Origin of the sequence: Nonomuraea typhae (genome assembly GCF_009760925.1) — a bacterium.
Taxonomy (GTDB): domain Bacteria; phylum Actinomycetota; class Actinomycetes; order Streptosporangiales; family Streptosporangiaceae; genus Nonomuraea; species Nonomuraea typhae.
Map to the genome: position 1 here is coordinate 668,306 of NZ_VRLV01000002.1, position 15,027 is coordinate 683,332.

The window sequence follows — 15,027 nt, forward strand, 5'->3', positions numbered from 1 at the left end:
GCCGCCGTACCGGATCAGGATCAGACCGGACGGCGGCGCCGTACTCGAGCTACTTGTTCAGCAGTGACCGCAGCACGTACTGCATGATGCCGCCGTGCCGGTAGTAGTCGGCCTCACCCGGCGTGTCGATGCGGACGACCGCGTCGAACTCGACGTCCCCGGCCTTGACGTGGACCGTCTCGGGGATGCCGCCGTCGTTGAGCGCCTCCACACCGGTGATCGTGAAGGTCTCCTCGCCGGTGAGCCCCAGGGACTGGGCCGAGGCGCCCTCGGGGTACTGCAGCGGCAGCACGCCCATGCCGATGAGGTTGGAGCGGTGGATGCGCTCGTAGGACTCGGCGATCACGGCCCGGACGCCGAGGAGCGCGGTGCCCTTGGCCGCCCAGTCGCGCGAGGAGCCGGAGCCGTACTCCTTGCCCGCGAGGACGACCAGCGGCGTCTCGGCGGCGGCGTAGTTGACCGAGGCGTCGTAGATGAACGACACCGGCCCGCCGTCCTGGGTGAAGTCGCGGGTGTAGCCGCCCTCGGTGCCCGGCGCGATCTGGTTGCGCAGGCGGATGTTGGCGAACGTGCCCCGGATCATGACCTCGTGGTTGCCGCGGCGGGAGCCGTACGAGTTGAAGTCCTTGACCGCGACGCCGTGCGAGTCGAGGTACTGGGCGGCCGGGGTGCCGACCTTGATGGCGCCGGCGGGCGAGATGTGGTCGGTGGTGACGGAGTCGCCCACCTTGACCAGGACGCGGGCGCCGGAGATGTCCGTGACGGGCTCGGGCTTGACCGGCATGCCGTCGAAGTACGGCGCCTTGCGCACGTAGGTCGAGGCCGGGTCCCACTCGAAGGTGTTGCCCGTCGGGATCGGCAGCGAGCGCCACGTGTCGTCGCCCTTGAAGACGTCGGCGTAGTCGCGCTCGAACATCTCGCGGCCGATCGAGGAGTTGACGACCTCGGCGACCTCCTCCGGCGAGGGCCAGATGTCCTTGAGGAACACCGGCTGCCCGTCGGCGCCGACGCCGAGCGGCTCGTTGTTCAGGTCGATGTCCATCGTGCCCGCGAGCGCGTAGGCGACCACCAGCGGCGGCGAGGCCAGGTAGTTCATCTTCACGTCGGGGTTGATGCGGCCCTCGAAGTTGCGGTTGCCGGACAGCACCGCGGTGACCGCCAGGTCGTTGTCCTGCACCGCCTGGGAGATCTCCGGGATGAGCGGGCCGGAGTTGCCGATGCAGGTGGTGCAGCCGTAGCCGACCAGGTTGAAGCCGATCTTGTCGAGGTACGGCTGCAGCCCCGACCGCTCGAAGTACCCGGTGACGACCTGCGAGCCGGGGGCCAGCGAGGTCTTGACCCACGGCTTGCGGTTCAGGCCCTTGTCGACGGCGTTGCGGGCCAGCAGCGCGGCGCCCAGCATCACGTACGGGTTGGAGGTGTTGGTGCAGCTCGTGATCGCGGCGATGGAGACGATGCCGTGGTCGATCTCGAAGCTGGTGCCGTCGGCGAGCGTCACCGCGACCGGCTTGTGGGGGCGGCCGTTGGGGTTCTGCGCCGGGGCGTCGGAGGCCGGGAAGCTCTCCTTGCCCGCCTCGTCGTCGGCGACGAAGTTGGAGACGTCGTGGCGCCAGGTGTCCTTGGCGGCGGTCAGCGCGATGCGGTCCTGCGGCCGCTTCGGCCCGGCGATCGACGGCACGACGGTGCCGAGGTCGAGCTCGATGTACTCGGAGTACTCCGGCTCGGCCTTCGGGTCGTGCCACATGCCCTGGGCCTTGGCGTACGCCTCGACGAGCGCGATCTGCTCCGCGGAGCGGCCGGTCAGGCGCAGGTAGTCGGTGGTCTGCCCGTCGATCGGGAAGATGGCGCAGGTGGAGCCGAACTCGGGGCTCATGTTGCCGATCGTGGCCCGGTCGGCCAGCGGCACGCTGGAGACGCCCTCGCCGTAGAACTCGACGAACTTGCCGACGACGCCGTGCTTGCGCAGGATCTCGGTGATCGTCAGCACCAGGTCGGTGGCGGTCGCGCCGGCGGGCAGCTTCCCGTTCAGCTTGAAGCCGACCACGCGCGGGATGAGCATGGAGATCGGCTGCCCGAGCATGGCCGCCTCGGCCTCGATGCCGCCGACGCCCCAGCCGAGGACGCCGATGCCGTTCTCCATCGTGGTGTGGGAGTCGGTGCCGACGCAGGTGTCCGGGTATGCCTTGCCGTCGCGCGTCATGACCACGCGGGCCAGGTGCTCGATGTTGACCTGGTGCACGATGCCGGTGCCCGGCGGCACGACCTTGAACTCGTCGAACGCCGTCTGACCCCAGCGCAGGAACTGGTAGCGCTCGCGGTTGCGCTCGTACTCGCGCTCGACGTTGCGCTGGAAGGCGTCGGGGTGCCCGAAGTAGTCGACGATCACGGAGTGGTCGATGACCATCTCGGCGGGGGCCAGCGGGTTGATCTTCGCGGGGTCGCCGCCGAGATCGCGTACGGCCTCGCGCATGGTGGCCAGGTCGACGACACAGGGGACGCCGGTGAAGTCCTGCATGATCACGCGGGCGGGCGTGAACTGGATCTCCACACTCGGCGTCGCCTTCGGGTCCCAGCCGCCCAGCGCGTTGATGTGGTCGGCGGTGATGTTGGCGCCGTCCTCGGTGCGGAGGAGGTTCTCCAGCAGGATCTTCAGGCTGTACGGCAGGCGTGCCGAGCCCTCGACGGCGTCCAGCCGGAAAATCTCGAACGACGCGTCGCCGACGCGTAGCGTGTCACGGCTGCCGAAGCTGTTCGCGGACACGGTGAATCGCCTCCTCGGTGGACCAAATACTCAGCTCAAATCCTGCCGCACCCGGGGACCGGACAAGACGTTAGGTAACCCTAACTCGCTGGTGACGGCGGATATCTCGACATCAAGATATCCCTAAAGTATCTCGACATCAAGTTAACCGCTCAGGCGTCACACCGGCGCCAGCCGCCAGAACAGCAACCCGATGATCGCCACCGACAGAATCGGCGCCAGAATCTTCTGCTCGAACGTCTTGCCCGTCTTGATGCCGATCTTCCACGGCAGCACCCACCGCGCCGCCAGCGGCCACAGCACCGGGCAGCCCTTCTCCGTCATGCAGTCGCCCACCACGTGGGTGAAGCTCCCGATCCCCACGGCCAGCCCCAGCCACGCGTACCCGACGTCCAGCGACATGAACACGACGAAGAGCCCCGCCGTCAACCCGATGTTGATCATGGCGGAGCCCGCCTTGTTCCCCGGAATGCCGATGCCGATGGCCCGCAGCGCCAGCCCGATCAGCAGCACCACCATGATGTCGCGCCCGATCGGATAGGTGCTGGCCAGCCAGTGCGCCCCGAACCCGATCGCCACCGCGAACGCCAGCGAGTGCGTCATCCCCCGGTGCCCACCGCTGATCCAGGCCACGAACTTGGACAGCGCCCAGGTCACGGGGCCGAAGGTCTGGGCGATGGTGGCGCTCGGGTGGTCGAGGTCGGGCAGCATGGCGGCGCCCGCGCAGACGATCGCCCCGGCGATGAGCTCGGACGGCGTCAGCGCGTTGGCCATGATCCCGGTCTCGATGAACCGGCTCGACTCGTTCAGCAACGGCAACGCCGCGAACGCGGGCGCCAGCCCCAGCCACGCGATGGCTCCGGTCATCGCGTGCGAATGCCCCATCATGCGAAGATCACATTTGAGACTGTACGGCAAAGCCACCGTCTCACGGAGGTATCCCGGAGGTCATGAGGGGTTACGGCGTCCGCCCACCCCGATTCACATGAGCCCTGTTCACATTTACCGGAATCTGAGCTTACTTATGAGTAACACTCATAACCGCCGGAGGTATCCCCCATGCGCTTACCCCTGGCCATCCTGGCGGCACTGACCGTGCTCGTCACACCGGCCCAAGCCCAGGCACGAACCGGCACGCCCCTCCCCCCGCACCTGGAGACCATCCGCAAGGCGGAGGCGGTCAAGCTCTACGGCGACGACGCCGTCCGCCCCCTCGACCAGCGCAAGACCTCCCTTGCCGCGCTCGGCGACAGCGAGATCTCCGGCGAGGGAGCCGTGGACCGCACCCTGTACGAACCCGGCACCGACGGCCCGGACAACTGGTGCCACCGCTCCACCAAGGCCGCCATCCACGTGACCGGCGTCCCGGCCGACGTCACCTACAACCTCTCCTGTTCCGGCGCGGCGACCAACGACATCACGATCGGCGGCACCCACCAGTACGAGGAGCTCAACCAGGGCGACAACCTGGCCATCAAGGCCCGCAACACGCGGATCAAGATGATCACCGTCGTGGCCGGGGCCAACGACGAGGGCGGCGTCCAGTTCGGCCCCACGATGACCCAGTGCGTCACCCGCCGCGTGCTCTTCCAGGGCAACTGCTGGCCCATCCACGACCCGACCTGGCAGCAGCGGGTCGACTTCATCGTGCCGCGCGTGGCCAAGGCGCTCACCGACGTCAAGCAGATCATGGCCGAGGCCGGGTACGCGCCCGGCGACTACCAGCTCGTCGCCATGTCCTACCCGGGCCCCGGCAGCCCGGACGTCGAGGACAACCCGAACTTCCCCGGCTGGTACAACGGCGGCTGCCTGGCCTACCTGTCCGACGCCGCCTTCGCCCGCAACAAGGCCGTCCCGATCTTCGAGCAGGGCGTCCGCGCCGCCGCCCAGCAGGCCGGCGCCCGCTACCTGGACGCCAGCCGGCTCTTCCACGGCACCGAACCCTGCCAGGACACCACCTGGGTCACCGGCCTGCACGCGGTCAACGGCGACTTCTTCAACCCCAACGCCGTCCGGCAGTCCTTCCACCCGAACACCCGCGGCCACGCCGCGTTCGGCTCCTGCCTCGGGCAGTTCTACAACGCCGGCGCCACCGCGGCCACCTGCATGAACCCGGCCGGCTCCCTCAGCCCGAAGCTGTACCCGGGCCTGGCCGACTTCCGCCAGCTCCGCCACGCGGCCACCGGCACCTGCGTGGACGTGGAGGGCAACTCCTCGCGCAACGGCCGCAAGCTGCTGAACTGGCCGTGCGAGGCCACCAGGAACCAGGCGTTCTGGTACGACCCGGCCACCAAGGCGTTCCACACCCAGCTGTCCCAGGACCGCTGCGCCGACGTCAACGGCGGCAACCTGGTGGCCGGCACCGCCGTACAGGTGTGGAACTGCAACGGCAGCCCGGCGCAGCGCTGGACCTTCGACGGCGCGCGCCTGCACGCCGCCGACGCGCCGTCGCTGTGCGCCACCTTCCCGGGTACGGCACGCGCCCTCGGCGACCGGATGGTGCTGGCCGCCTGCGACCAGAACGACCAGCGGCAGGTGTTCACCTGGGAGCAGAAGACCGCGATGGTCTACCAGCAGCTCAAGCTGTCCGGAAAGTGCCTGGACGTGCCGGGGAGCACGCCGGGCGGCGGCGCGAACCTGCTGTTGTACTCCTGCGACGGCCGGGCCGACCAGTTCTGGGCGTTCAACGCCGTCTCCGGCCAGCTGCACAACCTGGCCGATCCGGGCATGTGCGCCGATGTCGAGGGCGGGACGATGGCGCAGGATCAGCCGATCCAGGTGGCGAACTGCTCGGCGGCGATCGGGCAGTACAGCGACTCGATGCGGTGGAACGTCTCGGGCGGCGGCTTCGCCTCGCGCAAGGATCCGTCGTGGCTGATCGGCGCGAACGGCACGGCCGACAACACGCCGGTGACGCTGCAGCGGGCGGGCGCGTGGTCCCCGGGTGAGAGCCGGCGGCCCGATCCGTGGAAGTTCATGACCGTCGACATCTACTGAAAGTTTCTGAAAACGCAGACGAGGTCGTTTCCTGCGGCGACAGCACCCCCCAGCCCTGCCGACGCGGAACGACCTCGTCTGCTCTAGTTAACGGCGGCCATCCCCGCGGTGTTCCCTGATTCCGCAAGTTTTTCGTGATCTGTCTCACTCTGTGCCAGGGCATCCGGGGTGACGGTCCGGAGGAAGGGCACGACCAGCACGAGCGCTGCCGCGGCGAACACCGCGAAGGCCACCTTGAGCCCGGCGAACTGGGCGAGGAAACCGGCCAGCAAGGAGGCGAGCGGCATCGCGCCGTAGGCGAGCATCCGGCCGGCGGCGGTGTAACGGCCGAGCAGGCGGTCGGGGACGATCGTCTGCGCGATCGTGCGGGAGTTGACCGACCACAGCGTGCCGCCCATGCCGCCGAGGAAGGCGGCGGCGCCCACCGCCCAGGCGCTGGGCAGCACGACCGGGACGAACACCATGAGGAACGTGCCGATCAGGTCGGCGAACAACGCCCAGCGCACCCCGAGCAGCCGGTTGATCAGCGCGGTGGTCAGCGCGCCGGTCAGGCCGCCGATGCCGATGGCGCTGATCAGCAGGCCGTACCCCGACGGGTCGAGCCGGAGCTCCCGGATCGCGTAGAGCGGCAGCAGCGCCAGCCAGGCGGCCCAGCTCGCGCCGAGCACGGTGATGGTCAGGTTGAGGGTGCGCAGCAGCCGGTGGTTCCACAGGAAGGCGAGTCCCTCGCGGATCTCCCCGGCGACCGAGGTCTCGCCCTTGCGCGGCGCGCCCTCGGCGCGGAACCGCCCGGCCAGCAGCGCGAGCAGGACGGCGCCCAGCGCGAACCCGGCGGCGGCCGAGCCGAGCGCGACCGAGACGCCGATGCCCACGAGCAGGCCGCCGAGTGCGGGCCCGGTGAACTCGTTCATGAGCGTCTCGGCCCCGGCGATCCACGAGTTGGCCCTGGTCAGCCTCCTGGCCGGGACGGCGGCGGGCACCAGGGCGCCGACGGCGGCACTGGCCACGACCTCGGCCACGCCCAGCGTGAGGCCGGCGCCGTACAGCAGGGGGAGGGAGAGCCCGCCGAGCAGCGCGGCGGCCAGAAGGACGCCGACCGCGCCGAGGCGGACGAGGTTGGCCACGACGGCCAGCCGCCGCCGGTCCCCGCGGTCGGCCAGGACGCCGGCGTGCAGGGAGACCAGCAGCCAGGGCAGCGTCAGCGTGACGCCCACCCCGGTGATCAGCGCCGGGGAGGTGGTCAGCCCCATCGCCGCGATCGGCAGCGCGACCCGGCCGATGCCGTCGGCGAGGTTGGTGATCGCGGTGAACCCGACCAGGGCTCCTTCGTTTCTCATTGAACCACCTATCCGTTTAGATGGTTAGATCTTAACCAGCTAAGTGCTTAGATGGAAGACATGGCGGAACCATCTCCCGCGGCCCTCCTCGTGGAGGCGTTCGCGAACACGATCGACGTCGAAGAGGGCACCGACCAGCTGGCCGGCCTCGACGGGCTGCGCGCGTTTCTGACCGGCGCGGGCCTGCCCGCCGAGGTGGACGAGCGCGACCTGCGCCAGGCCAGGCTGCTGCGCGCCGGGCTCAGGGAGCGCCTTCTGGCCAGCAACGGCGAGGAGCCGGACGAGGAGGTGATCGCGCAGGCCGAGGAGGTGCTCGACTACCTGCCGGTGACCGTGCGGATCAGCGCCGAGCAGCCGCTGCGGGCCGAGAATCCGCTGGCGGTCATCGCCGCGGCCTGGGCGCACACGGCCGCGACCGGCGAGTGGCAGCGGCTCAAGAGGTGCCCGAACCACGCCTGCGCCTGGGTTTTCTGGGACGGCACGCGCAGCCGTACCCGGCGATGGTGCTCGATGCGGGTGTGCGGCAACCGGGCCAAAGTCCGGGCCCACGCGGAACGGCAGCGGATGACGTAGGGTTGCTATCGACATGTTGTCGATATATCTTTAGAACATCGACAGCATTCGACGATAGGAGTTCGACATGTCTTCCACTCATGCAGCAGGCGGGCCGTGGCCCGACCCGCGCGAGTTCAAGCGCGCCGCCCGCGAGGCGGTCAGGAACCTGGCCGAGGCATTCGAGGCCGGCGGCGAGCGCCACCACCGCCAGCGCGGCGGTCCACACGAGCATCGCGGCCGCGGCAGGCGCGGCCCGGGCCCCTTCGGCTTCGGTCCCGGCGGCCCGTGGGGGCCGGGCGGCCCCTTCAGCGGGGGCCGCGGCGCCTGGGCCGCCTGGGGCGGCCGGCCCCGCAAGGCCAAGCGCGGTGACGTGCGCGCCGCCATCCTCGCCCTCCTGGCCGAGGAGCCGCGCAACGGCTACCAGATCATCCAGGAGATCGCCGAGCGCAGCGAGGGCGGCTGGAAGCCCAGCCCCGGCGCGGTGTACCCGGCGCTCCAGCAGCTCACCGACGAGGGCCTGGTCGTCGCCGACGAGAGCGAGGGCCGCAAGACCTTCCGCCTCACTGACCAGGGCAGGGCCTACGTCGACTCGAACCCCGACGAGGTACGCGCCCCGTGGGACGAGATGCGGCCAGACATCGACGACAACACTGCGGATTTGTGGGATATCGCCCGCCAGTCAGCGTTTGCGATGATGCAGGTATTGCAGACTGGGAGTGAGGCGCAGATTCGCGAAGCCCGCAAGGTCCTCACGGAGACGCGCCGCAAGCTCTACCAGATCCTGGCTGATGGCGACCCTGACGAGGAGTAACGTTCGTGGACGCGCATGACCTCCGGATCGGCGACGCCGAGCGTGAACGGACGATGGAATCCCTGCGCGAGCACTTCGCGCAGGGGCGCCTGACCCACGAGGAGCTCGACGAGCGCCTCGACCGCACGCTGGCGGCCCGCACCGCACGCGACCTGACCGAGATCACGGCCGACCTGCCCTCCGACGGGTACGGCTACGCGCCACCGCCGGCCCCGGTCAAGGACGGGCCCGTCTGGGACGACCGGCACGCCTACAAAGAGATGATGCGCGCCCACCGGCATCAACTGCGGGCGGCCCACCGCCAGATGCACGAGGCGCACCGCGAGTGGCAGAAGAACCGCCACCACCACCCGGAGCGGCGCCGTCACCACCACGGCCCCGGCCCGATCGTGCCGTTCCTGATCGTGATCTCGATCATCGCCATGATCGCGGGCGGCTTCGGCGCACTGAAGTTCGTGCTGTTCTTCGCGATCGGCGCGATGATCTTCAGCTCCATCCGCCGCGCCGCCATCCGGCGCTCCCTACGCTGAGGCGCCGGGCTCCCCGCCCGGTCCCAGTGACTCCCTCAGCCTGCGGAACTCCGCGGTGATGGCGTCGAGGGTGAAGTGCGCGTTCAGCCCGCTCGGGTTGGGCAGCACCCACACGCGCGTGTCCGCGATCTTCTGCGGCTGGGGTCCGATCCTGGTCTTCGGTACGGCGAAGGCCGTCCGGAACGCCGACACCCCGAGCACCGCCAGCACCCTGGGCCGCCGCTCGGCCAGCAGCGCGGCCAGCCGTACACCCCCCTCGACCAGCTCGGCCCGCGACAGCTCCGACGCCTTCGCGCTCGCCCGCGCCACGATGTTGGTGATCCCGAGCCCATAGGACGGCAGCAGATGCTGCTCGGCCGGCGCCAGCAGGCGCGGCGTGAACCCCGACCGGTGCAGCGCGGGCCAGAACCGGTTGCCCGGCCGGGCGAAGTGGTGGCCGGTGGCCTCCGACATGAGCCCCGGGTTGATCCCGCAGAAGAGCACCTCGAGGCCGGGCCCGAGCACGTCGTCGATCACCCTCGCGACCCTAGCCCATGTCTTCGAGCGTGCGCCCCTTGGTCTCCCGCACCCACCTGGCCACGAACAGGAACGACAACACCGCGAACATCGCGTAACCCGCGTAAGTCGCCGGAAGGTTCCATTCGGACAGCGCCGGGAACGAGACCGTGATCAGCCAGTTCGCGATCCACTGGGCCGCCGCCGCCACGCCGAGCGCCGCCGCCCGGATCCGGTTCGGGAACATCTCCCCCAGCAGCACCCAGACCACCACACCCCACGACAGCGCGAAGAACAACACGAACACGTTCGCCGCGACGAGCGCGATCGTGCCCTGCGGGTTCGGCAGCGTGACCACGCCGTTCACCTTCTCCGCCGCGCTGAACGCCCACGACGCCGTCGCCAGCGAGATCGCCATGCCCGCCGAGCCGATCAGCAGCAGCGGACGCCGCCCGATCCGGTCCACCAGCGCGATCGCGATGAACGTGCCGATGATGTTGATCACCGAGCTGGAGAAGCTGATCAGCAGCGAGTTGCTCTGGTCGATGCCCACCGACTGCCACAACACCGACGAGTAATAGAAGATCACATTGATGCCGACGAACTGCTGGAACACCGACAGGACAATCCCGATCCACACGATCGGCAACAGCCCCAGCGCCGGGCCGCGCAGATCCCGCATCGTCGGCCGGGCCTCGGTGCGCAGCGAATGGCGGATCTCCTCCACCCGGGCGTCCAGGTCCAGCTCCTCGCCCTCGACCTCCGCCAGCACCTTCCGCGCCGCCGGAATCCGGCCCGCGGCGATCAGGTAGCGCGGCGACTCCGGAATCGTCGAGGCGAACAGCAGGTAGAGCAACGCCGGGACCAAACAGGCGCCCAGCATCCACTGCCATGCCTGCAGCCCCCAGAGCGCGTTGTTCACATCGCCGCCCGCCAGCCGTACCACCACGTAGTTGACCAGCTGCGAGACGGCGATCCCCAGCACGATCGCCAACTGCTGGAACGACCCCAGCCGCCCCCGGTACGCCGGCGGCGCCACCTCCGCGATGTACGTCGGCCCCAGCACCGACGCCATCCCGATCGCCATGCCCGCCAGCACCCGCCACAGCGCCAGATCCCAGATCGCGAACGGCAGCATCTGCCCGACCGAACTGATCGCGAACAACGCCGCCGCCACCTGCATCGTCCGCGTCCTGCCCCACCGATCGGCCAGCCCGCCACCGACCCACGCCCCCACGGCCGAGCCGAGCAACGCGATCGCCACGACGAACCCGGTCTCGACCGAGCCGACGGCGAAGTGCTTCTGGATGCCGGTGACGGCGCCGTTGATGACGGAACTGTCGTAACCGAACAGGAAACCGCCGATGGCGGCGGCGGCCGTGATGAAGACGACGTGTCCCAGGTTCTCCTGCTGCGCACTCGGTGTGGCCATGGACGGGAACTACCCACTGATCACTCTTTGTACGGTTCACCTTCCGCAAACTTGATCCCAGCGCTCAAACCCCAGGTCACCCGCCCCCACCACACCCCGCGATACCCACGCGCATCCCCGCTCAAAGGCCCACACCCGCCCTCGCACGGCCCGCACCCCGTAACCCCACCCGCCGAGTCACCCCGCGAGGCCCGCACCACGAAGCTGCGCCTTCAGCACGCCGGCCGCACACCTTCGCCCCACACTGCGGATCCGCGTCCGAGCCCACCCAGTCAGGGGCCGACTTGGCCCAATCACCTGACCCGAAAATGGCGCTTCAACTGGGCTAAGTCTGCCCATTAATGTGCATACATGTCACGGATCGTCCCACCTCCCGGGCCTGCCCGCATCCTGGCGTTGGCGCAGCTCACCAACTCCATCGGCGACGGCGCCTTCTACGCCACGTCCGCGCTCTTCTTCACCCGGGTCGTCGGGCTCTCCGCCGCACAGGTCGGCGTGGCACTCACGCTCGCCTGGGCCATGGGCATGCTCGCCGGCGTCCCCCTCGGCCACGTGGCCGATCGCTGGGGGCCCCGCCGTACCGCCGTCGCCCTCGCCGTCGTCACCGCCGCCGCGCTCAGCGCCTTCCTGGTCGTGCGCGCCTATCCGCTGTTCATCCTGGTCGCCTGCCTCTACACCTGCTGCCAGGCGGGCCTCACCTCCGCCAGGCAGGCGCTCCTGGCCGGGCTGGTACCCGCGGAGTCGCGCACCACCGTCCGCGCCCACCTCCAGTCGACCTCCAACGCCGGCCTGGCCGTGGGCGCCGGTCTCGGCGGCCTGGCCCTCTCCTTCGACGCCCCGCCCGCCTACCTGGCCGTCTTCGCCGTGGACGCCATCGCCTTCCTCCTGGCCGCCGTGGTCCTGCGCCGCCTGCCGGAGGTCCCCCCGGCGCCCGTCGCCGCCGGGAAGACCCGCCGCCTGGCCGTACTCCGCGACCGTCCTTACGCGCTGATCACGTTCCTCAACGCGATCATGTACCTCAACATGCCGCTGCTCAGCCTCGGCCTCCCCCTCTGGATCGTCCAGCACACCGACGCCCCGAAGCCCGTCGCCGCCGCCCTCCTGGTCGTCAACATGCTCTCCGTGGTCGTCTTCCAGGTACGGGTGGCCCGCCAGGTCACCGACCTACCCGGCGCCGCGAAGGTCACCGGCCGGGCCGGTTGGATCTTCCTCGCCGCCTGCCTCGTCTACGCCGCCTCCGGCGCCCACCTCGGCGCCTGGGCCGCCGTGGCCATCCTGGTCGCCGCCGCCGTCATCCAGGTGTTCGGCGAGATGATGCAGGGCGCCGCCGCCTGGGAACTCGGCTTCTCCCTGGCCCCGGCCGACAAGCAAGGCCAGTACCAGGGTTTCTTCGGCATGGGCCCGCAGATCGCCCGCATGCTCGGCCCCGTCCTGATGACCACGCTCCTCCTGGAATGGGGAACGGCCGGCTGGCTCACCCTCGGCGCCCTCTTCCTCGCCGCCGGCCTCGCCATGGCCCCAGCCGTACGGCTCGCCCAACGCACCCGCCACCCCGTTCCCGCTTCGTGAGGAAAGGCCGTCCGGGTAAACGGACGAACGTTCACCCGAGGACCAGCAGAAGATGCTCCTCGCCCCCATGGAACACCGACCCGGAACGCCGGAACCCCACCTTCTCCAGAAGCCGGACGGAGGCCGTGTTGCCGTGGTGCGGATCCGCGTAAAGCGGCCGAACCGCCTCCTCAGCCAGGAACTGCGTCAACGCCCGCGTGCCGACCCCCTTGCCCCAGTGGTCACGCCCCAGCCAATAGCCGATGAACCGCCTGCCATCGGTCTCCGTCCAGGAAACGATGTTGCCCGCCACGTCGCCATCCGCCAGGACAGTCCGCACCAGCACACCCGGATCGCCCACCACTTTGGTCCGCCAGTGCTTCATGAACCGCTCCCGCGGCCGGGACGGGAAGTTCGCCCTCTCGGAGGCCACTTCGTCCTGCTCCTGCTCGAAGAACACCTCGAGATCGGCATCTTCCACGGCCCGCAGCCGCACATCACCACTCATGCCGACCGAGTGTGTCAGCCGCCACCGACAATCGCACCACCCAAAACCCACCCACCCCTGCAACCCCCGCCACGTCGGTCCCGGCGCCCTCGCACCACGCCGCCCCGGTAGCCGCCCGGCCACCAGCCACGGCCACCCAGCAGAGCTACGGGCCCCCAGCCGCAACCGCCCAAGCACGTAGCCGACCAACCACGCGGACGACCAACCACGCGGGCGACCGGTAACGAGGGGCACCGTCCTAAGACGGACGGGCTGCCGGGATGCTGGCGGTGACCGTGAAACCGCCCTCCTCGTCGGAACCCGCCGAGAACCTGCCCCCCAGCAAGATGACCCGCCGATGGAGGCCGACCAGTCCCATGCCCGAGCCGGCGTCGGCCAGGTCGGTCTCGAGGGTTCGGGTTGTGGACCTCGATGTCGGCCCGATCCCCTGGGTAGGCGATGGACACGGCAAGGGAAGCCCCCGGGGCGTGCTTCCGGGCGTTGGTCCGTGATTCCTGAACCACCCGATAGACGGTCCGCGCCACGACCGCCGGAACCGTCCCGGGATCACCCGTGATCCGCAGCGTCACCCCGTCTCCGGTCGCAAGCTCAAGCAGGTCACCGCCGGTATCCCGGTCAGGACGACCCCACCGGTGTCCTTCGGATCCTTCCGCCGAGGCCCGGGAGTCCCACCCGGACGGGCGCCACCCCACGGAATCCGCGTGAGCCGCTGCCTCCCTCAAGCCCTCCGAACCCGCCCCTTGCCCGGAAACCCCCGAAACCGCCGCCTCCTCCAGGGCCGCCCCTTCCCCTGAAGCCCCTGGCAAGCCGGCCCGATGATCCGCCCCGCCCACTGGGAAGGGCGGGCAGGGCGGTGGCGGACAGGGCGAGGGACAGCGAGGCCAAGGTGGGCGACCAGATCGGGATGGCCAGCACAGCGAGCGCGCCCGCGTACGCGAGGGCCTGGCGCCAGGGCAGCGTGTACACCAGGAAGGACACCACCAAGGGCGCGGCCAGCGGGGTGGCCACCGCATCGGTGGTCAGGGTCAGGGCGGCCGTGGCCAGAACGGTCAGCACCCCCACCACTCGCGGGAACCGAACCACGGCCAGCAGAGCCAGATCCACCAGGAGGTTCAGGACCAGGTTGGCGGTGAACCCGTCGCCGGGCAGCTGAAGGGCCACCTGCGCGGCGGCGTACAGCAGTCCGGCGGCACAGGCGGCGCCCAGGACCTTGCGACGCTCCCCCGCGGCCTGACCCGTCACCACAGACCAGCCCCCTCCCCTACAGCCCGACCCGCCGCAACAAACCGCCCCCCACCCCCTGAACCCCAGCCCGCCGAACCAGACCAACCCCCACCCTCTGGACTCCGGCCCTGGTCCCCTGAACTCCGGTCCGTCATCGTGGGCCGGTGTCCGTCAGGCCGGCGCGTTGGGCGAGGAGGGCGGCCTGGGTGCGGTGGGTGAGGCCGAGTTTGACCAGGAGGCGGGAGACGTAGCTCTTCACCGTGGTCTCCGACAGGAACAGCCGCCCGACGATCTGCGGGTTGGTGAGTCCCTCGCCCAGGCAGGTGAGGATCTCGCGTTCGCGCTCGGTCAGGTCGCCGATGCGGGCCCGGGCCTCGGCCCGCTGGTCGTCGTCCTCGCTCGAACCGCTGAGCAGCCGGTGGGCGGCGATCGGGGACATGACCACGTGGCCGTCGGCGGCGACCCGGATGAGGTTGAGCAGGTCTTCCGCGGGCGTGGTCTTGACCAGGAAGCCTCCGGCTCCGGCGGCCAGGGCGGCGCGGACGTGGGTGTCGTCGTCGAAGGTGGTCAGCGCGATCACGGTGGGCGGGGCGGCCAGGGCGGCGATCTCCCTGGTGGCCGTGACGCCGTCCACGCCGGGCATGCGCAGGTCCATGAGGACCACGTCGGGGCGGCCGCGCAGCACCTCCTCAACGGCCTCGGCGCCGTCGCGGGCCTCCCCCACGATGTCGATCTCCGGGCTGGAGGTGAGGATAGTGCGCAGGTGCCTGCGGACCATCGGGTCGTCATCGACGAGCAGCACCCTGATCACGCCTTCCGAGTCTGTCAC

At 70.0% G+C, this 15,027-nt stretch carries 13 protein-coding genes; 5 read left to right on the forward strand and 8 right to left on the reverse strand.

Features of this window, described 5'->3' with window-relative positions; all coding sequences use genetic code 11:
* Window positions 1-49: 49 nt before the first annotated feature.
* Window positions 50-2,761, reverse strand: a complete 2,712-nt coding sequence (acnA, locus tag FVE25_RS09610) for an aconitate hydratase AcnA (protein WP_157246063.1) — start codon at window positions 2,759-2,761, stop codon at window positions 50-52.
* A gap of 159 nt (window positions 2,762-2,920) precedes the next feature.
* Window positions 2,921-3,649, reverse strand: coding sequence for a metal-dependent hydrolase (locus tag FVE25_RS09615; RefSeq protein ID WP_157246064.1), 729 nt, complete (start codon window positions 3,647-3,649; stop codon window positions 2,921-2,923).
* A 171-nt stretch (window positions 3,650-3,820) separates the two neighbouring features.
* Between FVE25_RS09615 and FVE25_RS09620 the strand changes: the two genes are divergently transcribed.
* Window positions 3,821-5,758, forward strand: coding sequence for a ricin-type beta-trefoil lectin domain protein (locus FVE25_RS09620; RefSeq protein ID WP_157246065.1), 1,938 nt, complete (start codon window positions 3,821-3,823; stop codon window positions 5,756-5,758).
* An 83-nt stretch (window positions 5,759-5,841) separates the two neighbouring features.
* Here FVE25_RS09620 and FVE25_RS09625 read toward each other — a convergent pair whose 3' ends face one another.
* A complete protein-coding gene (locus tag FVE25_RS09625) occupies window positions 5,842-7,095 on the reverse strand; it encodes an MFS transporter (RefSeq protein WP_157246066.1) in 1,254 nt (417 codons plus the stop codon).
* A 60-nt stretch (window positions 7,096-7,155) separates the two neighbouring features.
* On the opposite strand from FVE25_RS09625, the gene FVE25_RS09630 reads away from it, so the two are divergent.
* The 3 genes from FVE25_RS09630 (at window position 7,156) to FVE25_RS09640 (ending at window position 8,991) form a co-directional block, all read left to right on the forward strand.
* On the forward strand, window positions 7,156-7,668 hold the full coding sequence (locus FVE25_RS09630) for a CGNR zinc finger domain-containing protein (RefSeq protein WP_157246067.1): 513 nt from the start codon (window positions 7,156-7,158) through the stop codon (window positions 7,666-7,668).
* Between the two features lie 67 nt (window positions 7,669-7,735).
* Window positions 7,736-8,461: a PadR family transcriptional regulator gene (locus FVE25_RS09635; protein ID WP_157246068.1), complete on the forward strand. Its 726-nt coding sequence runs from the start codon at window positions 7,736-7,738 to the stop codon at window positions 8,459-8,461.
* A 5-nt stretch (window positions 8,462-8,466) separates the two neighbouring features.
* A complete protein-coding gene (locus tag FVE25_RS09640; RefSeq protein WP_157246069.1) occupies window positions 8,467-8,991 on the forward strand; it encodes a DUF1707 SHOCT-like domain-containing protein in 525 nt (174 codons plus the stop codon).
* On the opposite strand, the gene mug is transcribed toward FVE25_RS09640, so the two are convergent.
* Entirely contained in the window at window positions 8,983-9,507 is a 525-nt protein-coding gene (gene mug, locus FVE25_RS09645; RefSeq protein ID WP_219825408.1) for a G/U mismatch-specific DNA glycosylase, read from the reverse strand. The genes FVE25_RS09640 and mug overlap by 9 nt on opposite strands.
* Before the next feature lie 10 nt (window positions 9,508-9,517).
* Complete coding sequence (locus FVE25_RS09650) at window positions 9,518-10,918, reverse strand: sugar porter family MFS transporter (RefSeq protein WP_157246070.1); 1,401 nt, start codon at window positions 10,916-10,918, stop codon at window positions 9,518-9,520.
* A 351-nt stretch (window positions 10,919-11,269) separates the two neighbouring features.
* Here FVE25_RS09650 and FVE25_RS09655 point away from each other — a divergent pair, with 351 nt between their 5' ends.
* Window positions 11,270-12,487 carry an MFS transporter gene (locus FVE25_RS09655; RefSeq protein ID WP_157246071.1) on the forward strand — a complete coding sequence of 406 codons (1,218 nt, stop codon included), beginning with the start codon at window positions 11,270-11,272 and terminating at the stop codon, window positions 12,485-12,487.
* A 31-nt stretch (window positions 12,488-12,518) separates the two neighbouring features.
* Here FVE25_RS09655 and FVE25_RS09660 read toward each other — a convergent pair whose 3' ends face one another.
* From FVE25_RS09660 to FVE25_RS09670, 3 genes are all read right to left on the reverse strand, one after another.
* Window positions 12,519-12,974, reverse strand: coding sequence for a GNAT family N-acetyltransferase (locus tag FVE25_RS09660; RefSeq protein ID WP_157246072.1), 456 nt, complete (start codon window positions 12,972-12,974; stop codon window positions 12,519-12,521).
* Between the two features lie 615 nt (window positions 12,975-13,589).
* On the reverse strand, window positions 13,590-14,216 hold the full coding sequence (locus FVE25_RS53760) for a hypothetical protein (RefSeq protein WP_219825409.1): 627 nt from the start codon (window positions 14,214-14,216) through the stop codon (window positions 13,590-13,592).
* Between the two features lie 133 nt (window positions 14,217-14,349).
* Window positions 14,350-15,027 carry a response regulator transcription factor gene (locus FVE25_RS09670; RefSeq protein ID WP_246266848.1) on the reverse strand — a complete coding sequence of 226 codons (678 nt, stop codon included), beginning with the start codon at window positions 15,025-15,027 and terminating at the stop codon, window positions 14,350-14,352.

Excerpts from the sequence above, each read along its gene's own strand:
- FVE25_RS09615 (WP_157246064.1), bottom strand. The coding sequence starts at position 3,649 with ATGATGGGGCATTCGCACGCGATGACCGGAGCCATCGCGTGGCTGGGG.
- FVE25_RS09620 (WP_157246065.1), top strand. The coding sequence starts at position 3,821 with ATGCGCTTACCCCTGGCCATCCTGGCGGCACTGACCGTGCTCGTCACA.
- FVE25_RS09625 (WP_157246066.1), bottom strand. The coding sequence starts at position 7,095 with ATGAGAAACGAAGGAGCCCTGGTCGGGTTCACCGCGATCACCAACCTC.
- FVE25_RS09630 (WP_157246067.1), top strand. The coding sequence starts at position 7,156 with ATGGCGGAACCATCTCCCGCGGCCCTCCTCGTGGAGGCGTTCGCGAAC.
- FVE25_RS09635 (WP_157246068.1), top strand. The coding sequence starts at position 7,736 with ATGTCTTCCACTCATGCAGCAGGCGGGCCGTGGCCCGACCCGCGCGAG.
- FVE25_RS09650 (WP_157246070.1), bottom strand. The coding sequence starts at position 10,918 with ATGGCCACACCGAGTGCGCAGCAGGAGAACCTGGGACACGTCGTCTTC.
- FVE25_RS09655 (WP_157246071.1), top strand. The coding sequence starts at position 11,270 with ATGTCACGGATCGTCCCACCTCCCGGGCCTGCCCGCATCCTGGCGTTG.
- FVE25_RS09660 (WP_157246072.1), bottom strand. The coding sequence starts at position 12,974 with ATGAGTGGTGATGTGCGGCTGCGGGCCGTGGAAGATGCCGATCTCGAG.